Genomic DNA, 21,845 nt, shown 5'->3' with positions numbered 1-21,845 from the left:
ACCGGACGGTGACGGGTCCGGTGGTGGCGGCGATGTTCGGGGCGCCGCCCGTGGTGGACGCGCCGGTCGGGGAGCTGCCCGCGGCGGCGTTCTCGGTCGTGGCGGCGCCGGGGGTGGCGATACGTACGGAGTGCGCCGGTTCTGGCATCGGTGCGCCCTCCCGCAGGGTGATCCTGCCGGTCTAGCGTCGGCGGCAGGAGGCGGCCATGGTACGGCGACGGGTAGCGCAGGCGACGCTCGCGCTGGTCGCGATCGGGCTGGCGGCCGGAGGGCTCTGGTGGTGGGCGGTGCTGCGTCTGGTGCTGGTGCCGGGAGAGGTCGGGCCGGTCGAGGGCGTGGTGGCCGCGGGCGGCTGGGGCCTGAGCCTGTTGCCGGTGCACGTGGCCGCCTCTTCGGGCCGGCCGGGCGCGTTGGTCCGGCGGATCACGAGGGCGTCGCGACGCCGCCGTTGGGGCGCCGGATCCGGCCTGTCGTGAACGCCGAGGCGTCGCACTACGGTGCAGGAGCGCGTGCGCGACGTCCTGGGCCGCGCCGTGTCGGCCGACCTGACCTATCTGACGAACCATCCATTGTCGTGGGCGCTCAACTGGCGGAGGCCGTCGTGCTGTCGGGGCCGCGTTGGCAGCCCGGGCACCAGTACGTGACCCGGTCGCCGAGCTCCGCTTTGCGGATCGGGGCGCCGCAGCGCAAGCAGGGGCGCCCCCCTCGGCCGTAGACGTGCAGAGGGGTGCCGGGGTGACGAGCCGTGGTCGTGCGGCGGTCAGGGCGCTCCTTGTTCGCCTCCAAAAGGCGATGGGCGGTCGCGACGAGGCGGGCCGGGACCCCGGGATCCAGCTCACCCACCGGCAGCCAGGGGGTGACACCGGCGAGGAAGGCCAGCTCCGACTTGTACACATTGCCGATGCCGGCCAGGTTCCGCTGGTCCAGGAGAGCCTCGCCGAGCGTCCTGGCGGGGTCGGCGGCCAGTCGGCGCACGGCCTCCTCCGGGTCCCAGTCGGGGCCTAGCAGATCCGGGCCGAGATGCCCCACCACGTGGGACTCCTCAGCGGTACGGAGCAGTTCGAGGATAGGGAGCCGATAGCCGTACGCGGTGGACTCGGCGTTCCCCAGGATCGCCCGGATCTGGTGGTCGGGGCCGCCGCGCGGACGCTCCCCCGTGGCGTACACCCGCCACGCGCCGTCCATCCGCAGATGGGAGTGGAGGGTGAGACCACCCTCGATCCGGGCGAGCAGGTGCTTGCCGCGGGAGGTGACGTCGAGCAGGGACCGGCCGGTGAGGTCGGCGGTGGCGAACCGGGGAACGCGGAGGTCAGAGCGGGTCAGCACTCGGCCCGCCAGGGCGGTGTGCAGGCGGTGGGCGGCCTGCCAGATGGTGTCTCCTTCGGGCACGGGTCCAGTCTGCCGGGTGTCGGAGGCGGGTGCGGCCGCGGGCGGATTCCTGCGGGTTGAAGTCGTGCCGAGGGGCCGGGTGGGTTGGTGGGGGGTTGGCGGTCGGGTGGGGATCGGGCCGAGGTCAGGCGCGGAGGCGGAGGCCTCTGGGGGTGGCGAGGAAGCCGGCTGATTCCAGGGCCCGGGACAGGGGCGAGGTCAGGGACGTCGCGCCGTTGATCCGCTCCACCGTGACCGTACCCAGGGTGCCCGCGCGGGCCGACGCGGCCAGGGCCTCGGCCGCCGCCGTGAGGGCCGGGTCGTCCGGCTCGGCCGGCCAGCAGAGAAGCGTCTTGCCGCCCCGCTCCATGTAGAGCGTCAGCTCGCCGTCGACCAGGACCACCAGCGCGCCCGCCTTGCGCCCCGGCTTGTGCCCGGCGCCGGTCGGGGGCTCGGGCCAGGACAGGGCCGCCCCGTACGCGCTCGCCGGATCGGCGGCGGCGAGGACCAGCGCGCGTGGGCCTGTCGCCGCCTCCACGCCCCGGTCACGGGCGGTCGCCGCAGCCCGCAGCCGGTCCACCGCGCCGTCCATGGCGAACTGGGCCGCGCCGAGACCCTCCACGACATAGCCGCGCCGGGCCTGCCCGCTGTCCTCGAACGCGGCCAGGATCCGGTACGTGGCGGAGAAACCGCCCTCCACGCCCTCGGCGGCCACCGCGCCCCGGGTGACCACCCCGTGCCGGTCCAGGAGGGTGCGCGCCAGGGCGTGCGCCCGATGGGTCGGCTCCGGCTCCAACGGGGGCAGCAGCGCCCAGCGGCCCGAGACCGTGGGAGGCCCCGACCGGGAGGCGGTCCGGGCGGCCGCCGTCAGCGTGCCGTACCGGCCGCGCGGGACCGTGCGGCGCGCGCGGTGGGCGGTGGACCCCGCCGTACGCCCCGAGCCGAGGAGCGCGCGCAGCGGCGCCAGGGTGTCGTTGGTGAGCCGGCCCGACCAGGCCAGGTCCCAGACGGCGTCGGCGAGCTGCGAGTCGGTCGCGTCCGGATGGGTCGTGGCCCGGACCTGGGCGGCGATCTGGCGGAAGAACAGGCCGTATCCGCCGGAGAGGCTCGTGAGCACCGACTCGTGCAGCGCGGACAGCTCCAGTGGATGCGGCGCCGGGAGGAGCAGCGGCGCCGCGTCCGCGAGGTACAGCGAGACCCAGCCGTCCTTGCCGGGCAGCGACCCGGCTCCCGCCCAGACCACCTCGCCGGTCGTCGTCAGCTCGTCGAGGAGCCCCGGGGCGAAGTCCCTGACCCGGGACGGCAGGATCAGCTTCTCCAGGGCCGACGCGGGCACGGGCGCGCCCTGGAGCTGCTCGATCGCACGGGCCAGGCCGTCGATACCGCGCAGGCTGTTGCTCCCCAGGTGCTGCCACTGCGGCAGGAAGGTGGCGAGCGCCGCCGGGGGCACCGGCTCCAGCTCGTGGCGCAGGGCCGCCAGGGAGCGGCGGCGCAACCGGCGCAGGACGGTGGCGTCACACCACTCCTGGCCGATGCCGGAGGGGTGGAACTCGCCCTGGACGACGCGGCCCGAGGCGGCCAGCCGCTGGAGGGCGCCGTCGGTGACGGCGGCGCCCAGGCCGAAGCGGGTGGCGGCCTGGGAGGAGGTGAACGGGCCGTGGGTGCGCGCGAACCGCGCGAGGAGGTCGCCCAGCGGGTCCTTGACCGGCTCGGTGAACGCCTCCGGGACGCCGACCGGCAGCGCCGTGCCCAGGGCGTCCCGCAGCCGGCCGGCGTCCTCGATCGCGGCCCAGTGCTCCCGGCCCCCGACCCGCACCCGGATCGCGCGGCGCGCCGTCCCGAGGTCGGGCGCCCAGCCCGGCTCGGCGCCCCGCTCGACCAGCTCGGCGTCCGTGAGCGGGCCCAGGACCCGCAGGAGGTCGGCGACGCCCTCCACGTCCTTGATCCGCCGGTCATCCGTCAGCCACTGGAGCTCCCGCTCCAGCTCGGTCAGGACGTCCGGGTCGAGGAGCTCGCGCAGCTCCGCCTGGCCCAGCAGCTCCGCGAGCAGCCGGGAGTCCAGGGACAGTGCGGCCGCCCGCCGCTCGGCGAGCGGGGAGTCGCCCTCGTACAGGAACCGCGCGACGTAGCCGAAGAGCAGGGAGCGGGCGAAGGGGGACGGCTCGGGGGTCGTGATCTCGACCAGGCGGACCCGGCGGGCCTCGATGTCCCCCATCAGCTCCTTCAGACCCGGGAGGTCGAAGACGTCCTGGAGGCACTCGCGGACCGCCTCGAGGACGATCGGGAACGAGCCGAACTCGCTCGCCACCTGGAGGAGCTGAGCGGCGCGCTGCCGCTGCTGCCAGAGCGGGGTGCGCTTGCCGGGGTTCCGCTTGGGCAGCAGCAGGGCGCGCGCGGCGCACTCGCGGAAGCGGGAGGCGAACAGCGCGGAGCCACCGACCTGGTCGGTGACGATCTGCTCGATCTCGCCCTTGTCGAAGAGGGCGTCGGCCGCCCCCACCGGCGCCTTGTCGGCGTCGTGGGTCGTGTCGGAACGGCGTCCGGTGTCGACCGGCTCGTGGTCGAGGAGGTCCAGGCCCATGTCCAGGCCCATCAGGTCGGCGTCCGGGAGCCGCAGCACGATGCCGTCGTCCGCGTGCATCACCTGCGCGTCCATGCCGTACCGCTCGGCGAGCCGGGCGCCGAGCGCCAGCGCCCACGGGGCGTGCACCTGCGCGCCGAACGGGGAGTGGATCACGACCCGCCAGTCCCCGAGTTCGTCCCGGAAACGCTCGACGAGGATCGTCCGGTCGTCCGGCACGTGGCCGCAGGCCTCGCGCTGTTCCTTGAGGTACGCCATGACGTTGTCCGCCGCCCAGACGTCCAGACCCGCGGCCCGCAGCCGCAGCCGGGCGTCGTCGTCCGCGAGGGCCCCGACCTCGCGGAGGAAGGCGCCGAGCGCCCGGCCCAGCTCCAGCGGACGGCCCAGCTGGTCGCCCTTCCAGAAGGGCAGCCTGCCCGGCACGCCCGGCGCGGGGGAGACGAGGACGCGGTCCCGGGTGATGTCCTCGATCCGCCAGGACGTCGTGCCCAGGGTGAACACGTCGCCGACCCGCGACTCGTACACCATCTCCTCGTCGAGCTCGCCGACCCGGCCGCCGCCCTTCTTGGGGTCCGAGCCCGCGAGGAACACGCCGAACAGACCGCGGTCGGGGATCGTGCCGCCCGAGGTGACGGCGAGCCGCTGCGCGCCCGGCCGTCCCGTGATCGTCCCGGCGACCCGGTCCCAGACCACGCGGGGGCGCAGCTCGGCGAACGCGTCCGACGGATAGCGGCCCGCGAGCATGTCGAGCACGGCCGTGAACGCCGAGTCGGGCAGCGACGAGAACGGCGCCGCCCGGCGCACCAGGGCGAGGAGGTCGTCCACCTGCCAGGTGTCGAGCGCGACGATCGCGACGAGCTGCTGCGCGAGGACGTCCAGCGGATTGGTGGGGATCCGCATCGACTCGATGTCCCCCGAACGCATCCGCTCGGTGACCACCGCCGCCTGCACCAGATCGCCCCGGTACTTGGGGAAGACCACGCCCGTCGACACCGCGCCCACCTGGTGCCCCGCGCGGCCCACGCGCTGCAGCCCCGAGGCCACCGACGGCGGCGACTCCACCTGCACGACCAGGTCGACCGCGCCCATGTCGATGCCCAGCTCCAGGCTTGAGGTCGCCACCACGGCGGGCAGCCGGCCCGCCTTCAGGTCCTCCTCCACCTGCGCGCGCTGCTCCTTCGACACCGAGCCGTGGTGGGCGCGGGCGAGCAGCGCGGGGGCGCCCTGCGCCGCCCCCGACTGGGCCATGATCTCGGCCGGGGAGACCGTGTCCGGAAGGGGCTCGCCGGTCGCCCGCTCGTAGGCGATCTCGTTGAGCCGGTTGCACAGACGCTCGGCGAGACGGCGGGAGTTGGCGAAGACGATCGTGGAACGGTGGGCCTGGACCAGATCGGCGATCCGCTCCTCGACATGCGGCCAGATCGACGGCTTGTCACCGCCGTCCTTGCCCTCGGAGGCGGGGGAGCCGCCCAGCTCGCCCATGTCCTCCACGGGGACGACGACGGAGAGGTCGAACTCCTTCCCCGACGGCGGCTGGACGATCTCGACGGCGCGCCCCGGCGACAGATAGCGGGCCACCTCGTCCACCGGGCGGACCGTGGCCGACAGGCCGATCCTGCGCGCAGGGCGGGGCAGCAGGTGGTCGAGCCGCTCCAGGGACAGGGCCAGGTGCGCGCCCCGCTTCGTGCCCGCGACCGCGTGGACCTCGTCCAGGATGACCGTCTCCACACCCGCGAGGGCCTCACGGGCGGCGGAGGTCAGCATCAGGAACAGCGACTCGGGTGTGGTGATCAGGATGTCCGGCGGCCGGGTCGCGAGCGAGCGGCGCTCGGCGGGCGGGGTGTCACCCGACCTGATGCCGACCCGCACGTCCGGCTCGGGCTGCCCGAGGCGGACCGACTCCTGCCGGATTCCGGTCAGTGGCGAGCGCAGGTTCCGCTCGACGTCCACGGCGAGCGCCTTCAGCGGAGACACGTACAGCACGCGGCAGCGCTTCTTCGGCTCCGCCGGCGGAGGCGAGGAGGCCAGCCGGTCCAGGGAGGCGAGGAAGGCGGCCAGCGTCTTGCCGGAGCCGGTCGGAGCGACGACGAGCACGTCGGAGCCGGCGCCGATGGCCTGCCAGGCGCCCTCCTGCGCCGCCGTGGGCGCGGAGAAGGCCCCGGTGAACCAAGCACGGGTCGCGGGGGAGAACGAGTCGAGCGCGGACCTGACCATGCCCCCCATCGTGCACCCGGCCACTGACAACCGCCCGGACCTGGGGAGAAACCGGTCCGGCGGCGGGGCGGGCCTGTCGGCAGCGTGCCCGGTCCGGCGGCGGCGGAGCCGCGGGCCCTGGCGCAGAATGGGGACATGGCGAGCGGGGAGCGGGCACGGTACTGGCAGTACGCCGAGCTGCCCGGGGTCGACCTGCTGCACGCCCGCTACATCCGCAAGGCCTTCGCCCGGCACACCCACGAGACCTTCGTCCTCGCCGCGATCACCGAGGGCGTCGAGGCCTTCCACTACCGGGACGAACTCGTGCACGCGGGCCCCGGGCAGATCGCGCTGGTCAACCCCGACACCCCGCACACCGGGCACGCGGGCGTGCCCGAGGGATGGACGTACCGGACGATCTACCCCGACGCCGAGATCGTCCGGTCCATCGCCGCCGACACCCTCGCCCTGCGCGGTTCGGTCGGCTTCACGACGCCCGTCGTCGACGACCCGTACGCCGCCCGGCTCGTCGTCGGCGTCCACCGGGCCGCTGAGGAGGGCGACGCGCTGGCGGCCGACAGCCTGCTCCGGCTCGTCACGGCCCGCATGCTGCGCAGCCACGGCGGACTCGTCACACCGCTCCCGGCGCTCTCGGCGGGCGCCCGGAACGCGGCACGCGCGCGTGCCGTCCTGGAGGACCGCATGGTCGAACCGCCGACCCTGGAGCGGCTCGCCGGCGAGCTCGGCACCAGTCCGTTCGCCCTCCTGCGGGCCTTCAGGGACGCGTACGGGATGCCGCCGCACACCTGGCTCACCGACGCGCGCGTGCGCAGGGCCCGGCAGCTCCTGGACTCCGGTACGCCCCCGGCGGCAGCCGCGGCAGCCGTCGGCTTCACCGACCAGTCGCACCTCAACCGGCACTTCACGCGCAGCGTCGGAGTGCCACCGGGGGCGTACCAGCGCGCGCGTGGCGGCGGAGGGACACCCCGCTCCGGCGGCGGCGGGACCGCGCCCGGCTCCGCCGCAAGAACGTACAAGACCGGACCGGCGACTCCGCCGTAACGTCCCTGACGTGGCAGAACAGACAGCACCCCCCGTCATACGCGACGGCGCACCGGCCAAACCCGACGCGGCCGTCGTCCGCGACGCCCTCGGTGTCGGCGTCGCCGTCGGGCTCTCCGGCTTCGCCTTCGGCGTGACCTCGGCCGGCTCGGGCCTCAGCGTCCTCCAGACCTGCGTGCTCAGCCTGCTGGTGTTCACGGGCGCCTCGCAGTTCGCCCTGGTCGGAGCGCTCGCCGCGGGCGGCAACCCTTTCACGGCCGCCGCCGGCGCCTTCTTCCTCGGCACCCGTAACGCCTTCTACGGGCTACGGCTCTCCCAGCTCCTCGCCGTGCCGAAGGCCGTCAGACCGTTCGCCGCCCACTGGGTGATCGACGAGACCACGGCGGTCGCCCTCGCCCAGCCGTCCCGACGGGCCGCACGCCTCGGTTTCACCGTCACCGGACTCACGCTGTACGTCCTGTGGAACGCGACGACGCTGCTCGGGGCCCTCGGCGCCGAGGCGATCGGCGACACCGCGGCCTGGGGGCTCGACGCGGCCGGTCCCGCCGTCTTCCTCGCCCTGCTCGCCCCCATGCTGAAGTCCGCGACGGAGCGGGCCACCGCCGCGATCGCCGTCCTGCTCGGCCTCGGGCTGCTGCCCGTCCTGCCCGCGGGGGTCCCGGTCCTAGCCGCCGCGCTCGCCGCTCCCGCTGTGCTCTGGGCACATGGCCGCCGCACGGCATCGGCCGCACGCGCACGAGAGAAGGACCCCCGGTGAACGTCTGGATCGCGATCGCTCTGACCGCCGCCGGGTGCTACCTGGTCAAACTGCTCGGCCTGCTCGTCCCCGCCGGAGCCCTCGAACGGCCGCTCGTCCAGCGGCTCGCCGCCCTGCTGCCGGTGGCGCTGCTCGCCGCGCTGACCGCCCAGCAGACGTTCGGCGCGGGCAGCACCGTCGTCCTGGACGCCCGTGCCGCCGGACTCGCCGCCGCAGCCGTCGCCCTCGTCCTGCGGGCCCCGTTCCTGGTCGTCGTGGGCGCCGCGGTCGCCGTCACCGCGGGCGTACGGGCCCTGGGCTGGTGACCGCCGCCGGGGCCGCGGCGGCGGCCGGGCGGCAAGCGGTCAGCCGACGGGGCGGCCGTGGGCGCGCAGGGTGCGCAGGGCCTCGACGGTGACGACGGGCCGCCACTCCAGGGCCGAGCCGGGGGCCCAGGCACGCCAGCGGATCGGCCAGCCGCCGTCCTCCTCCTGGTCGGCGGCGAGCCGGTCCAGGGAACGGGCCATCTCCTCCTCCGTGAACCAGCGGGCGGCCAGCGAGTCCGGCACGCGCGCGTAGTCGTGCGGGAAGTGGTGCTCGCCGGGCGCGTAGCCGTCGGCCAGGGGGTAGTCCTCCTGCCGGTCGGGGTCCAGGACGGCGAGCCGCTGTTCGCGGACCAGGCGTCCGAGGCGGTCGGCGGCCGCCTCCGCGCGCGAGCGGTCCGGGGCCCCGTCCAGGAAGGCGACGGCGGCCTCGATCTCGTACGGATGGGACTTCTCCAGCGACTCCACGGCCGACCAGCAGAACTCGGTGGCCCGGAACAGCCACGCGTGCCACACCTGGTTGCGGTGCAGCAGTCCGACCACGGGGCCGGTCGAGAGCAGCGCGCTCGGCGGGAGGTCGACGACCGGGACGAACGGCGCGGACGGGTAGGCGCGCTGTGACGGGTGGATCGCCGGGAGCGCGCCCTCGTGGGTGGACACATCGGTGAGGTAACGGCAGATCCGCTCCACGCGCAGGCCGCCGCAGCGGCCGATGGAGTCCAGGACCCGCAGCGCGTGCGCGGTGTGCAGGGGCTGGCTGACCGGGCCGCGCAGATCGGGTTCGAGCGCGTGGCCGTAGCCGCCGTCCTCGTTGAGGTACGCGGCGAGGGCCGTCTCCACCTGATCCGCGCCACCGCGCAGGAAGTGGTAGGCGAACCTGCGCTGTTCGAGGACACGGGCCGTCAGCCAGACGAAACGCTCGGCGCGGGCCAGGGGGGTCGCGGGCGGGGAGGAGAGGGGTTCTTCGGCCATGTTCCGACCGTAGGGCGCAACGACGCGGTGACAAGGCCTACGGAGCGGGCTGCACTCTTGGGAGCGGGATACTGGGTTCATGCGGTTGACGATTTTCTGGGAGCGGATGGCGGACCACTTCGGTGCGTCCTATGCCGAGTCCTTCGCGCGGGACCATGTGATGGCGGCGCTCGGGGGCCGGACGGTGCGTGAGGCGCTGGACGCCGGCTGGGAGGCGAAGGACGTGTGGCGGGCCGTCTGCGCGGCCGTCGACGTGCCGGCCGACAAACGCTGACCGACGCGTGGGTGGGCCGGATGAGCGGCCTGTCGTGGGCGAGGGGACCGGGTGACGCGGCCGCGGCGAGCGGCCGTGGGCCGGGGTTCGCAGGCGGGGAAGTGCGGGGTCCCGGGGGGAATGTCCGTGCGGTGCGCGAGACTGGCGGGGTGGCCCCGACTGACGAGACCGACCCGACCGACCTGACGGCTTCGACCGCACCGACCGTCCCGACCGCCTCGGCCCCTTCCACGGCCTCGGGCTCCAGAGGTGACGGCGGCGACGGCGGAGGCCCGGCGTCCGTGCCCGCCGCCACGGTGGAGCCGGCTGCCAGGATGCCGCGCTGGCTGCCCCGCGCGCTTGTCCTCGCCCTCGCCCTCTACGCCTGTTTCCAGCTTGGTGAGTGGGCGTTCCACCAGCTCGTCGGCCTTCTGGTCAACGTCCTGCTGGCCTTCTTCCTCGCTCTCGCCATCGAACCGGCGGTCGGGCGGATGGCGGCGCGCGGGATGCGCCGCGGCCTCGCCACCTTCCTCGTCTTCCTCGCGGTCCTGGTCTTCAGCGTCGGCTTCGTGGTCCTGCTGGGGTCGATGCTCGCCGGCCAGATCGTGGACATGGTCGAGAACTTCCCCAAGTACCTCGACTCGCTGATCAAGTGGATCAACCAGGTCTTCCACACGGACCTGTCGCGGGTCGAGGTCCAGGACAGCCTGTTGAGTTCCGACTGGCTCCAGAAGTACGTGCAGAACAGCGCGGCCGGTGTGCTCGACGTCTCCGCCACCGTCCTCGGCGGACTGTTCCGGCTCCTGACGATCTTCCTCTTCTCGTTCTACTTCGCGGCCGACGGGCCCCGGCTGCGGCGCGCGCTCTGTTCCGTCCTGCCGCCGGCCCGGCAGACCGAGGTGCTGCGGGCCTGGGAGATCGCGGTCGACAAGACCGGCGGCTATCTCTACTCGCGCGGCCTCATGGCCCTCATCTCGGGCACGGCGCACTTCGTGCTCTTCGAGATCCTGGAGGTGCCGTACGCGCCCGCGCTCGCGGTGTGGGTGGGTCTGGTCTCGCAGTTCATCCCGACCATCGGCACCTATCTCGCCGGCGCGCTGCCGATGCTGATCGCCTTCACCGTGAACCCCTGGTACGCGCTGTGGGTGCTCTGCTTCGTCGTGGTCTACCAGCAGTTCGAGAACTACGTGCTCCAGCCGAAGCTCACCTCCAAGACGGTGGACATCCACCCGGCGGTGGCCTTCGGCTCGGTCATCGCGGGGACGGCACTGCTCGGCGCCGTCGGCGCGCTGATCGCCATCCCGGCCGTCGCCACGCTCCAGGCCTTCCTCGGCGCCTATGTGAAGCGGTACGACGTGACGGACGACCCGCGCGTCCACGGCCACCGCAGGTACGGCGAGGCGGTGGTGGCCCGGCTGCAGAAGGCGCTGCACCACAAGAAGGAAGCCGCGGCCCTGGAGGAGCGGCGTCGTTCCGAGCAGCGCGCATCGGACGGCCCCGGCGGCGCTCAGAGGTAGGAAGGCCGGGTGACCCGGTGCCGGAAGGTGTGCCAGATCCACGCCTGGACGCCGACCAGCAGCGGCGTGACGCACAGCAGGGCGGGCACGAGCAGACCGAGCGTGCCCGGTGCGGCCGCCCGTTCGGCCAGCGGGAGCGCGGTCCCCGCCCAGAGCGGCAGCATGCCCATCAGGACGGCGGTGAGGGCGAAGGGCTGCCACGGGCGCCCGGCGTGTCCGACGAGCCTGCGGGCACGCTCGTACGGCAGTCCCGTGAGCCGCAGCGCGGCGAAACCCAGCCCGTGCGCGGAGAACAGGGCGGCCACGGCGAGTGCGGTGAGGACGCCCGTGGGGCCGGTCGCCGGGTCGTGAGGACGCCCGGTCAGGAGGGCCGCGAGCAGCCACCCCCAGGAGAGCGCGACGGCCCAGCTCCCGCACGTCACGGCGCCGTCGCAGGCCGCGCGCCAGCGCGGACCGGGGCCACGGCCGCGTGACCACAGGCCCGCGTCCCTGACGATCCAGCCGGTCAGCAGGGCCACGAGGACCGGGAACTGGCCGCTCAGCAGGTCTCCTTCGAGGGCGGGGAAGCAGCCGACGAGGACCCCGACGGTGGCGACGAGCCAGACCTCGTTGCCCAGGAAGAAGGGGGCGAAGGAGGCGAGGACGAGTCTGCGCTCCCGGTCGCTCCGGCCGAGCCAGGGCGTGAGCATGCCGGTGCCGATGTCCGCCCCGGCGAGGACGAACCAGCCCGCCGCGAAGAAGGCGAGCAGGACGATGGCCAGGGTCTCCACGGGGGCTCCTCGGGCTTTCGGGCGTTCGGGCTTTCCTCGGGCGGCGCGCGGGCCGGATGCCGGGGTTCGGTGGGGGTGTGCGGGCTGACGCGAGCGTTCGGTGGAGGTGTGCGGGCTGATGCGAGGGGTTCGGTGGGAGTGTGAGGGTTGATGCCAGGGGTTCAGTAGCGGTGCGCGGGGAGCGCGTCGGACGGGTCGGGTGTGTGGTCCTCCTCCCCGTCGGCGGGGCGCTCGTCGTGGCCGAGGCCGGAGTCGACGGGTCCGCGGCGGGCGTGCCGGGTGAGGAGCCAGGCGTTGAGGACGGCGAGCAGGACGAAGACCGTGGTGAACACGGTGAGGGAGAGGCGCATGGTGCCGACGGAGAGGTCCGAGACCGCGTCCTCCGTCTTCAGCAGGCCGTAGACCACCCAGGGCTGCCGTCCGGACTCCCGGAAGACCCAGCCGCTGATCATGGCGAGATACGGCAGCGGCACGGCCGCCATCAGGACGACGTGCCAGAACCGGAACCGGAAGACAGCCTTCCGGAAGGAGGCCAGGATCACCCCGGCGAAACACAGGTACATCATCAGGGCGAAGCTGACGAGCATCAGCAGCGCACCGCCCCGGGTCCACGTCTCCGAGGGCACGTAGTCACCCGGACCGAAACGCTCCGCCATCTCCGCCTGGACCCGCCCGATCTCGGCGGCCTTCCCGCTGAACACGGCCGACTTCATCGGCTGGAAGGCGTCGAGCACGGCGAACTGCACACCGCCGAAGACGGCGGTCACCATCAGCGCGGGCGCCGAGAGGAACACCCCGATCCGCAGACTCCGGCCGAAGAACTCCCATTCGGGACTGCGGCGGAAGAGGTGGTACGCGCTCACCCCGGCCATGAAGAAACCGGCCGTGAGCAGCGCCCCGGCCAGGACGTGACCGAAGGCCAGCAGCGCGGAAGGGTTGGCCAGGACGGCGAGCGGGTCGTCCAGGACGAGTCCGCCGTCCTCGGAGCCGTACCCCACCGGGTGGTTGAGGAAGCCGTTGGAGACGAGGATCCAGTACGCCGACAGGTAGGCGGTCAGGACGACGATCCAGATCGCGGCCAGATGCGCCCAGCGGTTGAGCCGGTTCCAGCCGAAGATCCACAGGCCGAGGAAGGTCGACTCGACGAAGAACGCCACGATCGTCTCGACGGCGAGCGAGGCACCGAGGATGTTCCCCGCCTCGTGCGTCAGCCCGCTCCAGGCCATGCCGAACTGGAACTCCATCACGAGGCCCGTGACGATCCCGACCGCGTAGTTGATCACGTACAGCTGACCCCAGAAACGCACCATGCGCGCGTCCAGCGGCTTCCGGCCGAGGGTGGCCTTCGTCTGGAGCACGGCGACGACCGTCGCCAGCCCCAGGGTCAGGGCGACGAAGAGGAAGTGGCCGCCCGCCGTGAGGGCGAACTGCAGCCGCGCGAGATCGAGTACGTCCTGGTTCACCCGTACAGCGTCGGCGCACGGTCGGCGGCCCCGCGTCACCCCCGGGTGGGCACCGGCCGTACCCCACCGGTTGCGCCGGCCCACGCGCGCGTACCCCAGGAGTTGCGGCGGTCGGCTCCGGTCCCCTACGGGTCAGGCCAGCCAGCCCGGAGTGATCATCCCGGACTCGTACGCCAGGATCACCAGCTGCGCCCGGTCCCGTACGGCCAGCTTGGTCATGATCCGGCTGACATGGGTCTTCGCCGTCGCGGGGGAGAGCACGAGCCGGCCGGCGATCTCGTCGTTGGACAGCCCCGCCCCCACCAGGCCGAGGACCTCGCGCTCCCGCTCCGTGAGCACGTTGAGGCGGGGACTCGGATCCGGCCGGCGCCCGGCCCTGGCGGCGAACTCGGCGATCAGCCGGCGGGTCACGGCCGGGGAGATCAGGGCGTCGCCGCGCGCCACCACCCGTACCGCGTGCAGCAGTTCCATCGGTTCGGTGTCCTTCACGAGGAAGCCCGACGCGCCCGCGTGCAGCGCCCCGTACACATGGTCGTCCGCGTCGAACGTGGTGAGGACGACCACCCGGACCCCCGCGAGCCGCTCGTCCGCGGTGATGCGCCGGGTCGCTTCGAGGCCGTCGAGCACCGGCATCCGGATGTCCATGAGGACCACGTCCGGGCGCAGCTCGCGCGCGAGCCCGATCGCCCGCTCCCCGTCCCCGGCCTCTCCGACGACCTCGATGTCCTCCTCGTCGGACAGGATCGACCGGAAGCCGGCCCGGACCAGGGTCTGGTCGTCGGCGAGCACGACACGGATCATCGGGGGTCCCCCTCGGTCATGGCGGGTGCGGTCAGCGGCAGCCGGGCGTCCACCAGGAAACCGCCGCCGTCCACATTCTCGGCCGTCAGCTCACCGCCCAGCGCGCGGGCCCGCTCCGCCATGCCCCGGATGCCACTGCCCGGCGGCCGGGCGGTCCCACTGTCCTGAGGCCGCCCCTCCGGCGCGCCCCCGCCGTCGTCCTCGATCCGCAGCCGCACGGCCTCCGGGCCCCAGTCGAGGCTCACGCGGACGCTCCTCGCGCCCGCGTGGCGCGTCACGTTCGTCAGCGACTCCTGCACGATCCGGTACGCGGCCAGGTCGACCGACGGCGGCAGGGCCACCGGGGTGCCCGTGCTCTCCGTACGGACGTCGAGTCCGGCGCTCCGGGCGCGGCCCGCGAGGTCCCCGAGGAGCGCGAGACCGGAGAGCGGCGGGGCGGTCGGCGTGGGCTCGTCGGCGCCACGCAGCACCCCGAGGGTGGCCCGCAGCTCCCGCAGCGCGTCCTTGCTGGTGGCCTTCACCGCCTCCAGTGCCTCGGTGGCGGTGACGAGCCCGGCCTCGGCGGCGGGGCCCTTGCCGAGCCGGTGCAGCGCGGCTCCGGACTGGACGTTGATCAGCGAGATGCTGTGGCCCAGCACGTCGTGCACCTCGCGGGCGATCCGCAGCCGCTCCTCGGTGGCGCTCTGCCGGGCACGGGCCTCCTGCTCCCGCTCGGCGGCGAGCGCCCGCTGCTCCACCTCGTGGAGATAGGCGATCCGGGTGCGCTGGGCCCGGCCCACGGCGACGAGGCTGATCAGCCAGCCTGCCAGCATCGCGAGCGAGGTGTCGTCGATCTGCCGGTGCCCCGGCTGCTGCCGGACCTCGCCGACGCCCACCGCGAGCAGGGTGACGGCGGCGAGCGCGACGGCGGCGGCGAACCGGCCCTCGGCGGCGGTCGTGTACAGCGCGAGCGCGAAGGCGATCATGAGCGGGCCGTCCTGCGCGGACAGCGGATAGTAGACGACGCAGGCGAGCAGGGTCACGACGGCGACCCCGACCGGCTGCCGCCGCCGGAAGTACAGCGCGCCGCACCCGACCAGGACGAGCCCCCAGCCGAGCACCGTACGGACGGCCGGCTCACTCGCGTCCCCCGCGGAGAGGAGCGTCCAGACGGCGACGACCAGCAGGACGACACCGGCAACGAGGGCGTCGGCGGCCCGCGAGGACAGGCGTCCGCCGGGAGAACGGAGGGGGAGGGACATGCGTCGAAGGATAGGCGGGGGCTCGCCGCGGCGGTCGACGAGAAGCGGGGTCCGCGCCCGGGCCGACTACGGGAGGTGCCGTGCCCTGCCGTCCGCGAGCGGGTTGGGCACGGGGCAGTAGTGGGGGGCGGTCGCCTCCGCGCCGACCCAGCGGGAGAGCAGGTTGGCCTTGGCCGGCAGGGTGGAGGAGTCGAGCAGCTCCTTGACGTCGGGAAGCACCGGCATGGGGCCGCCCCGCTCGAACTCGGCGCGGGCCAGGGCCCACAGGGCGGGGCCGGACCCCGGGAAGCGGTGGGTGAGCGCGCCGGCGATCTCGCAGAGGTTGTTGACGACGAGGCAGTAGACGAGCCTGCGCCAGGCGGACTCGCGGGGCGTCGGGGGCATCGTCCTGGCGCCCTCAGCGTCACGGAACACGGACTGGACGGGGACGCCGCGCGCGTCCACGCCGATCAGCGTGTTCTGCAGATGGCACTCCACGACGACGCCGAAGCGGGCGAACGCCTCGAGGACGGGCGTCACGACACACCGCAGATACGCCGACCACCACGGCCGGGGATCGTCGATCCGGTCGAGGGGGTTGCCGGGGAAGCCCTCGGCGAGCGCGGCGGCCAGCACGGCGGTCGAACCGGGGGCCAGGTGACGGTCGAGGCCGTCCCGGACGACGACGGCGCAGGTCTCGAACAGGTTGTCCACCGTGCGGTAGCCGCGGTCGCTGAGCCAGCCCGCCGGGCCGTCCATGGCGGCGAAGGCCGCACTGACCAGCGGGTCCGTACGGCGCATGTGGAGCAGCTCATGGCGGCGCAACCGACGGACGTCGTTGGTGATCCGGACGTCGAGACTGAACTTCAGGAACAGGTCCCCGCCCTCCCGGGAGGCGTCGCCCGGAAGGTGCAGGGTGCGCACGGATGCCGTCGGCCGCGCGGGCCGGGGCGTGACGCCCAGCCGGACGAGGCGGCCCTCGGCGAACGCGGCACGCACGCGTGTGGACCGCTCGGACAGTTCCAGCTGCCAGGGGTGGGCGGGCAGCAGACGGTAGCCGGGGGGAGCCTCGCCGAGGGCGTCCAGGGCCCCGGTGTCGCCGTCCTCGACGACCGCGTCGTCGCGTACGCCGAGCAGCACGAGCGGGAACCGGGCGTACGCCTCGGGCGCGTAGCGCAGCCAGGCGGCAGCCGGGCCGTCGCAGGTACGCGCCTTGGGGGCGGGATGGCAGGGGTGACCCATGACCAGTGCCTGTTCGGAACGGAGCCAGAGGTCCTCGGGCGGCGCCGTGCGGGCACGCGCGGCCAGCACGGCCCTCACCGCCGTACGGCTCGCGGCCATCTCGGCGGCCAGGGCGGGGTTGGGGCGGCCGGTGGAGGCGCACATCTCCTCGACCGCGAGGTCGACGAGCCCGGCATGGCGCAGGGGCCGCCAGGCGCGCCCCGTCCACAGCTCGGCACCGGAGGGGCGGTGGCCGGGGCGGACCCGGAGGAGGCGGCCGGTGCTGCGGAGACGGTGGACGGTGGGGGCGGGGGTGATGGGGGCCGGGTGGGGCGGCGGGTCCTTCGCCGGGTGTTCCGTCGGGTTCTGGGGCAGGTCCGTCGTCGAGTGCTCCGACGGGTGGGGCGGCGGGTCCGTCGCCGGGTGTTCCGTCGGGTCCTCCGGCACGTCCTTCGCCGGGTCATCCGTGACGTCCGCCGCCTGGCCCTCCGCGAAGTCCTCCTCCGCACTCCCCACCACGCCCTCCGCCGGGTCCCCCGCCGGGTCCGTGGCCTCGCGGAGCAGGCAGGTGAGCAGGGGCGTCACCGCCAACGCGTCGGCGGTCCGCGTGAGTGCGTTCATCGACCTCAGTATGTGTGGATCGCACGCGGCCGCGATAGAACATCCGCATGTGCCGAACTGCCGCGGAGCGGGCCGTCGCCGCCGAGCTGGACGCGGTCCGGCCGGGGCTCACGACCCGGTACGCCGCGGAACTCCCCGGCGCCAGGGCCGCGGTGCTGACCCGGCTGTGGCGCGGTCTCGTCCACGAGCCGCTGCCCTGGATCGCCACGCGTACGGGCGACCGCGAAGGCGTCGCCCTGCGCCTGGACGACGGGCGGCGGCTGCACGGCCCCGCCTCCGATCCCTGGGCGACGGCGGCATCGGTGACCGGCCTCGACCTGGACGGCGTCCGGTACGACCATCCGGCTGAACTGGTGGCGGCCCTGGCCGTGCCACGAGGCGACCGGTTCGCCGCCGAGCTCGACCACAGCGTCGCGTCGCTGGCCCTCTCGCGCACGGCCCCTCGGCCGGCCCCGCCGGCCCACCCGTGGGAGTGGGAGCAGAAGGACACCGACGGGCATCCGTACCACCCGGGCTGCCGCTCCCGGCCAGGCTTCTCCGCCGCCGAGCAGCTCGCGTACGCGCCGGAGCACCGGCTCCTGGTCGCCCTGCGCCTGGCCCGGGTCGAGGGGGCCGCCGTGTCGGGGGCATGGCCCCGCGAGCTGCGCGACGGCGCCGCCGTGCTGATCCCCGTACACCCCTGGCAGGCCGAGCACGTCCTGTCCGGCCTGCCGCTGCGGCCCGGTCCGGCGGCGCACCCCCTGATGTCCCTGCGTACGCTCGACGTCGGCGGGGACACGCACGTCAAGACGGCGCTGAGCACACGGCTCACGTCGACCGTGCGGGACATCTCGGCGTACACGGTCACCCACGCAGTGGCGACGTCCGACTTCGTCGAGCGGCTCGTCGCCCGTCTCGACGGGCGTCTGCGCATCGCGCGGACGGTCGCGGTGGCGGGGGCGGGAGACGCCGACCTCGCGGCGCTCCTTCGCGAGTCACCCCACGTCCACGCGGACGCGGCGGCCGGGGAACGGGTCGTGCCCGTCGCCGTCCTTCCCGCGCTGCTCGCACCTCACACGCCGGATGAACGGCTCGACCGGGTCGTGGAGTTCGCGCGCCTCGCCCTCGGCGCCTGCCTGGACCTGCTCGACCTCGGGGTGGCCCTGGAGGCGCACGGCCAGAACCTGCTCGCCGTCGTCGACGCCGAGGGCCGGACGAGGCGCCTCGTCTACCGGGACCTCGCCGACATCCGTATCAGCCCCGCCCGTCTGGCCCGGCACGGCGTGCCGGCCCCGCCGGTGACCGGCCGACTCCTCAACGACGACCCGGCCGTGCTCCGCCGCAAGGTCCTCGGCAGCCTGGTCACCGGGGCGCTCGGCCCCCTGGCCGGCGACGCGCCGACGCTCGGCACCGTCCTGGAGGCGGCGACCCGGGACCTCGCACCCACCCCGGACCTGCGCGCCCTGCGGGCGGAACCGCTCCCGGCGAAGGCGCTCACCCTGATGCGACTGGGGCCGGACGGCGGTGGGGACCTGTGGACGGGACTTCCGCATCCCGGGGTACCCGCGGGGCGCGACCGGCAGGTACCGCGGGTTCACGGTGGCTGAGTGACCGGCGGGTCCGGTGCGGAGCGTCGCAGCGCACGCCGGGTACGCGGTCCCACGGGGAGGGAGACAAGCCGGTGCTCCGGTCACCATGCCTCGATGACCGGAGCGTCGGGTTCGCGCCGTTCCCAGGCGTCGTTGAGGCGGGTCAGGCGGTCCGGGGCGGCGATGCCGCGCAGGGACGCGATCCGGCCGTCGCTGATCTCGAACGCCGCCGCGCCCACGACCTTGCCGTCGACCACGGCGAGAGCGGCCGGGGAACCGTTGACCAGCGCGATGTGGAACGCGAGGGGGCCACCGGCCTGCCGCCGCTTCGCCGGCGTGGGCGTGAAGCCGGCCCGCACGAAGGAGGCGACGCGCCCGCGTGTCTCGTACCGCAGCAGCCGCCTGAGCAGACCTGCGCCGTCCGAGACCGCGGTCGCGTCGGCGGTGAGCATCTCCACCAGCCGATCGGTGCGCCCCGACGTGGCGGCGAGGAGGAACTCCTCGACGATCCTGCGCGCGGACGCGGGGTCCACCTCACCACCGCGGCGTTCGGCGGCGACCCGGCGGCGGGCCCGGTGGACATGCTGCTGGCTCGCGGACTCGGTGATGTCGAGGATCCTGGCGATCTCCGCGTGGGGGTACGAGAAGGCCTCGCGCAGGACGTAGGCGGCCCTCTCGACCGGGGAGAGGCGCTCCATGAGGACCAGTACGGCCAAGGACACCGATTCGCGCTGCACGTAGGTGTCGGCGGGACCGAGCATCGGGTCGCCCGCGAGGAGCGGCTCGGGCAGCCAGTCCCCGGCAGCCCGCTCGTGGCGCGCCTGCGCGGAGCGGAGCCGGTCGAGGCAGAGACGGGTGGCGACCTTGGTCAGCCACGCCTCCGGCACCTCGACCCGCTCGCGGTCCGCGGCCTGCCAGCGCAGGAACGTGTCCTGCACCGCGTCCTCGGCGTCGGTCGCGGAGCCGAGCAGACGGTACGCCAGCGAGGCCAGCCGGCCCCGGCTGGCCTCGAAGCGATCGACGGCTGCGCTGTCCATGCGGAGCACCCTAGGGCGGGTGGGGTTCCCGTGGTACCTCGAGCCGGCGGACGGGATCTGCTGCATGGCTCGGCTCCTGTCTCGTTCGCGTGCGTCTTGAACGGGACGGAGTCGTGCATGCTGACAGGAGTCGCATGTGACGTGGGTCACCTCTTGTCGGGCGCTTTCCTTCGATGGAGCTGGTCGAGGTCAGCGGTCACGTGGCAGGCGCGGCGGGGAGCGCGGCCCGGGCGTGGTGCGCTTGACACTGAAATCGAACATCCATTCTCATGGAAGTCCGGCCCCGGGAACGGCGGGCTCGGCGCGGGCCTGCCGACGAGTTGTCCACAGGCCGGAGGGGACGTCGGGGCCCATTGTCAGTGGCAGGGGTTAGCGTCTTTCACATGAAGCGATCGACTCAAGCAAACCGGGTGGAACCCATGGCAGGAACCGACCGCGAGAAGGCGCTCGACGCCGCACTCGCACAGATTGAACGCCAATTCGGCAAGGGCGCCGTGATGCGCATGGGTGACCGCGTCCAGGAGCCGATCGAGGTGATCTCCACCGGATCGACCGCCCTCGACATCGCGCTCGGTGTCGGCGGACTGCCGCGCGGCCGTGTCGTGGAGGTCTACGGACCGGAGTCCTCCGGCAAGACGACCCTCACCCTGCACGCCGTCGCCAACGCGCAGAAGGCCGGCGGCCAGGTCGCCTTCGTGGACGCCGAGCACGCCCTCGACCCCGAGTACGCCAAGAAGCTCGGCGTCGACATCGACAACCTCATCCTGTCCCAGCCGGACAACGGCGAGCAGGCCCTCGAGATCGTCGACATGCTGGTCCGCTCCGGCGCCCTCGACCTGATCGTCATCGACTCCGTCGCCGCGCTCGTCCCGCGTGCGGAGATCGAGGGCGAGATGGGCGACTCGCACGTCGGTCTCCAGGCCCGCCTGATGAGCCAGGCGCTCCGGAAGATCACCAGCGCGCTCAACCAGTCCAAGACCACCGCGATCTTCATCAACCAGCTCCGCGAGAAGATCGGCGTGATGTTCGGCTCGCCGGAGACCACGACCGGTGGCCGGGCCCTGAAGTTCTACGCCTCGGTGCGCCTCGACATCCGTCGCATCGAGACCCTCAAGGACGGCACGGACGCGGTCGGCAACCGCACCCGCGTCAAGGTCGTCAAGAACAAGGTCGCGCCCCCGTTCAAGCAGGCCGAGTTCGACATCCTCTACGGCCAGGGCATCAGCCGCGAGGGCGGTCTGATCGACATGGGCGTGGAGCACGGCTTCGTGCGCAAGGCCGGCGCCTGGTACACGTACGAGGGCGACCAGCTCGGCCAGGGCAAGGAGAACGCCCGTAACTTCCTGAAGGACAACCCCGACCTCGCCGACGAGATCGAGAAGAAGATCAAGGAGAAGCTGGGCGTCGGCGTCCGGCCCGAGGCCGCGAAGACCGAGCCGGTGACGGACACGGCGGCGGCCGCCGGCGCGGACGCGACCGGCGTGGACGACGCCGCCAAGAGCGTCCCGGCACCCGCGAGCAAGACCGCGAAGGCGACCAAGGCCACCGCGGTCAAGAGCTGAACCGGTGACCGGTCGCACCGAATGGCCGGGTGGCAGCCTCGAATCGTCGAGGGCCGAGAAGGAGCTGTCACCCCAGGATCCGGCGGAGCGGGCGCGGGCGATCTGTCTGCGCCTGCTCACCGGAACCCCCCGCACGCGCAAGCAGCTCGCCGACGCGCTGCGCAAGCGGGAGATCCCCGACGAGGTGGCGGAGGAGGTCCTCTCCCGCTTCGAGGACGTCGGGCTCATCGACGACGCCGCCTTCGCGGGGGCCTGGGTGGAGTCCCGCCACCACGGCCGTGGCCTCGCCCGCCGGGCCCTCGCCCGCGAGCTGCGGACCAAGGGCGTCGAACCGACCCTCATCCAGGAGGCGGTGGAGCAGCTCGACTCCGAGCGGGAGGAGGCCACGGCGCGCGAGCTGGTCGCCCGCAAGCTGCGCGCCACCCGCGGTCTCGACCGCGACCGGCGACTGCGCCGGCTCGCCGGGATGCTCGCCCGCAAGGGGTACCCCGAGGGCATGGCCCTCCGCGTCGTCCGCCAGGCGCTGGAGGCGGAGGGGGAGGACACGGACGGGCTGGACGAGCCCTTCTGATCTCCG

Annotated in this window: 19 protein-coding genes; 10 read left to right on the top strand and 9 right to left on the bottom strand. The window is 73.8% G+C overall.

Features of this window, described 5'->3' with window-relative positions:
• The first annotated feature begins 8 nt into the window (after nt 1-8).
• A complete protein-coding gene (locus tag ACFWV2_RS09055; protein WP_384403966.1) occupies nt 9-185 on the top strand; it encodes a hypothetical protein in 177 nt (58 codons plus the stop codon).
• 21 nt (nt 186-206) lie between these two features.
• Nucleotides 207-476: a hypothetical protein gene (locus ACFWV2_RS09050; protein WP_384403963.1), complete on the top strand. Its 270-nt coding sequence runs from the start codon at nt 207-209 to the stop codon at nt 474-476.
• A gap of 106 nt (nt 477-582) precedes the next feature.
• Here the strand turns inward: ACFWV2_RS09050 and ACFWV2_RS09045 are convergent, their stop codons facing one another.
• Entirely contained in the window at nt 583-1,389 is an 807-nt protein-coding gene (locus ACFWV2_RS09045; protein WP_384403960.1) for a DNA-formamidopyrimidine glycosylase family protein, read from the bottom strand.
• Between the two features lie 124 nt (nt 1,390-1,513).
• On the bottom strand, nt 1,514-6,163 hold the full coding sequence (locus tag ACFWV2_RS09040; protein WP_384403957.1) for a DEAD/DEAH box helicase: 4,650 nt from the start codon (nt 6,161-6,163) through the stop codon (nt 1,514-1,516).
• A 135-nt stretch (nt 6,164-6,298) separates the two neighbouring features.
• Here ACFWV2_RS09040 and ACFWV2_RS09035 point away from each other — a divergent pair, with 135 nt between their 5' ends.
• Genes ACFWV2_RS09035 through ACFWV2_RS09025 form a run of 3 tightly spaced genes read left to right on the top strand, consistent with a single transcriptional unit; the run spans nt 6,299 to nt 8,266 of the window.
• Nucleotides 6,299-7,204 (top strand): AraC family transcriptional regulator, encoded by a 906-nt coding sequence (locus tag ACFWV2_RS09035; protein ID WP_384403953.1) that lies wholly within the window; start codon nt 6,299-6,301, stop codon nt 7,202-7,204.
• A gap of 10 nt (nt 7,205-7,214) precedes the next feature.
• Nucleotides 7,215-7,961 carry an AzlC family ABC transporter permease gene (locus ACFWV2_RS09030; RefSeq protein WP_384403950.1) on the top strand — a complete coding sequence of 249 codons (747 nt, stop codon included), beginning with the start codon at nt 7,215-7,217 and terminating at the stop codon, nt 7,959-7,961.
• The gene (locus ACFWV2_RS09025) at nt 7,958-8,266 is read left to right on the top strand and encodes an AzlD domain-containing protein (protein WP_384403947.1); all 309 of its coding nucleotides are present in this window, start codon (nt 7,958-7,960) and stop codon (nt 8,264-8,266) included. The genes ACFWV2_RS09030 and ACFWV2_RS09025 overlap by 4 nt, the downstream gene beginning before the upstream one ends.
• A gap of 39 nt (nt 8,267-8,305) precedes the next feature.
• Here the strand turns inward: ACFWV2_RS09025 and ACFWV2_RS09020 are convergent, their stop codons facing one another.
• Nucleotides 8,306-9,235, bottom strand: coding sequence for a hypothetical protein (locus ACFWV2_RS09020; protein ID WP_384403944.1), 930 nt, complete (start codon nt 9,233-9,235; stop codon nt 8,306-8,308).
• Between the two features lie 79 nt (nt 9,236-9,314).
• Between ACFWV2_RS09020 and ACFWV2_RS09015 the strand changes: the two genes are divergently transcribed.
• The gene (locus ACFWV2_RS09015; protein ID WP_384403942.1) at nt 9,315-9,509 is read left to right on the top strand and encodes a DUF3046 domain-containing protein; all 195 of its coding nucleotides are present in this window, start codon (nt 9,315-9,317) and stop codon (nt 9,507-9,509) included.
• Nucleotides 9,510-9,823: 314 nt separating this feature from the next.
• Nucleotides 9,824-11,005, top strand: coding sequence for an AI-2E family transporter (locus ACFWV2_RS09010; RefSeq protein WP_384404030.1), 1,182 nt, complete (start codon nt 9,824-9,826; stop codon nt 11,003-11,005).
• Here ACFWV2_RS09010 and ACFWV2_RS09005 read toward each other — a convergent pair.
• From ACFWV2_RS09005 to ACFWV2_RS08985, 5 genes are all read right to left on the bottom strand, one after another.
• Entirely contained in the window at nt 10,996-11,775 is a 780-nt protein-coding gene (locus ACFWV2_RS09005; protein WP_384403939.1) for a cytochrome d ubiquinol oxidase subunit II, read from the bottom strand. The two genes, ACFWV2_RS09010 and ACFWV2_RS09005, sit on opposite strands and share 10 nt — an antisense overlap.
• Before the next feature lie 161 nt (nt 11,776-11,936).
• Nucleotides 11,937-13,238, bottom strand: a complete 1,302-nt coding sequence (locus ACFWV2_RS09000) for a cytochrome ubiquinol oxidase subunit I (protein WP_384403936.1) — start codon at nt 13,236-13,238, stop codon at nt 11,937-11,939.
• A 132-nt stretch (nt 13,239-13,370) separates the two neighbouring features.
• Nucleotides 13,371-14,039 (bottom strand): response regulator, encoded by a 669-nt coding sequence (locus ACFWV2_RS08995; protein WP_384403933.1) that lies wholly within the window; start codon nt 14,037-14,039, stop codon nt 13,371-13,373.
• Nucleotides 14,036-15,280: a sensor histidine kinase gene (locus tag ACFWV2_RS08990; protein WP_384403930.1), complete on the bottom strand. Its 1,245-nt coding sequence runs from the start codon at nt 15,278-15,280 to the stop codon at nt 14,036-14,038. Before ACFWV2_RS08990 ends, ACFWV2_RS08995 begins: the two co-directional genes overlap by 4 nt.
• A gap of 66 nt (nt 15,281-15,346) precedes the next feature.
• Complete coding sequence (locus ACFWV2_RS08985) at nt 15,347-17,101, bottom strand: IucA/IucC family protein (RefSeq protein WP_384403927.1); 1,755 nt, start codon at nt 17,099-17,101, stop codon at nt 15,347-15,349.
• Between the two features lie 47 nt (nt 17,102-17,148).
• Here ACFWV2_RS08985 and ACFWV2_RS08980 point away from each other — a divergent pair, with 47 nt between their 5' ends.
• Nucleotides 17,149-18,687, top strand: coding sequence for an IucA/IucC family protein (locus ACFWV2_RS08980; protein WP_384403924.1), 1,539 nt, complete (start codon nt 17,149-17,151; stop codon nt 18,685-18,687).
• An 83-nt stretch (nt 18,688-18,770) separates the two neighbouring features.
• Here the strand turns inward: ACFWV2_RS08980 and ACFWV2_RS08975 are convergent, their stop codons facing one another.
• Entirely contained in the window at nt 18,771-19,706 is a 936-nt protein-coding gene (locus ACFWV2_RS08975) for a sigma-70 family RNA polymerase sigma factor (protein ID WP_384403921.1), read from the bottom strand.
• A gap of 419 nt (nt 19,707-20,125) precedes the next feature.
• Between ACFWV2_RS08975 and recA the strand changes: the two genes are divergently transcribed.
• Nucleotides 20,126-21,268 (top strand): recombinase RecA, encoded by a 1,143-nt coding sequence (recA, locus tag ACFWV2_RS08970; RefSeq protein WP_384403919.1) that lies wholly within the window; start codon nt 20,126-20,128, stop codon nt 21,266-21,268.
• A gap of 4 nt (nt 21,269-21,272) precedes the next feature.
• Nucleotides 21,273-21,839: a recombination regulator RecX gene (gene recX, locus ACFWV2_RS08965; RefSeq protein WP_384403916.1), complete on the top strand. Its 567-nt coding sequence runs from the start codon at nt 21,273-21,275 to the stop codon at nt 21,837-21,839.
• Nucleotides 21,840-21,845: the final 6 nt, after the last annotated feature.

The sequence above is a fragment of the Streptomyces sp. NPDC058671 genome, from assembly GCF_042716475.1.
Taxonomy (GTDB): domain Bacteria; phylum Actinomycetota; class Actinomycetes; order Streptomycetales; family Streptomycetaceae; genus Streptomyces.
This window is presented reverse-complemented; position numbering and strand designations above follow the sequence as displayed.

Bases quoted from the DNA above. Each gene is read 5' to 3' on its own strand.
- ACFWV2_RS08985 (WP_384403927.1), bottom strand. From the start codon at position 17,101: ATGAACGCACTCACGCGGACCGCCGACGCGTTGGCGGTGACGCCCCTG.
- ACFWV2_RS08980 (WP_384403924.1), top strand. From the start codon at position 17,149: ATGTGCCGAACTGCCGCGGAGCGGGCCGTCGCCGCCGAGCTGGACGCG.
- ACFWV2_RS09010 (WP_384404030.1), top strand. From the start codon at position 9,824: ATGCCGCGCTGGCTGCCCCGCGCGCTTGTCCTCGCCCTCGCCCTCTAC.
- ACFWV2_RS09050 (WP_384403963.1), top strand. From the start codon at position 207: ATGGTACGGCGACGGGTAGCGCAGGCGACGCTCGCGCTGGTCGCGATC.
- ACFWV2_RS09040 (WP_384403957.1), bottom strand. From the start codon at position 6,163: ATGGTCAGGTCCGCGCTCGACTCGTTCTCCCCCGCGACCCGTGCTTGG.
- ACFWV2_RS08975 (WP_384403921.1), bottom strand. From the start codon at position 19,706: ATGGACAGCGCAGCCGTCGATCGCTTCGAGGCCAGCCGGGGCCGGCTG.
- ACFWV2_RS08995 (WP_384403933.1), bottom strand. From the start codon at position 14,039: ATGATCCGTGTCGTGCTCGCCGACGACCAGACCCTGGTCCGGGCCGGC.
- ACFWV2_RS09015 (WP_384403942.1), top strand. From the start codon at position 9,315: ATGCGGTTGACGATTTTCTGGGAGCGGATGGCGGACCACTTCGGTGCG.
- ACFWV2_RS08990 (WP_384403930.1), bottom strand. From the start codon at position 15,280: ATGTCCCTCCCCCTCCGTTCTCCCGGCGGACGCCTGTCCTCGCGGGCC.
- ACFWV2_RS09035 (WP_384403953.1), top strand. From the start codon at position 6,299: ATGGCGAGCGGGGAGCGGGCACGGTACTGGCAGTACGCCGAGCTGCCC.
- recA (WP_384403919.1), top strand. From the start codon at position 20,126: ATGGCAGGAACCGACCGCGAGAAGGCGCTCGACGCCGCACTCGCACAG.
- ACFWV2_RS09020 (WP_384403944.1), bottom strand. From the start codon at position 9,235: ATGGCCGAAGAACCCCTCTCCTCCCCGCCCGCGACCCCCCTGGCCCGC.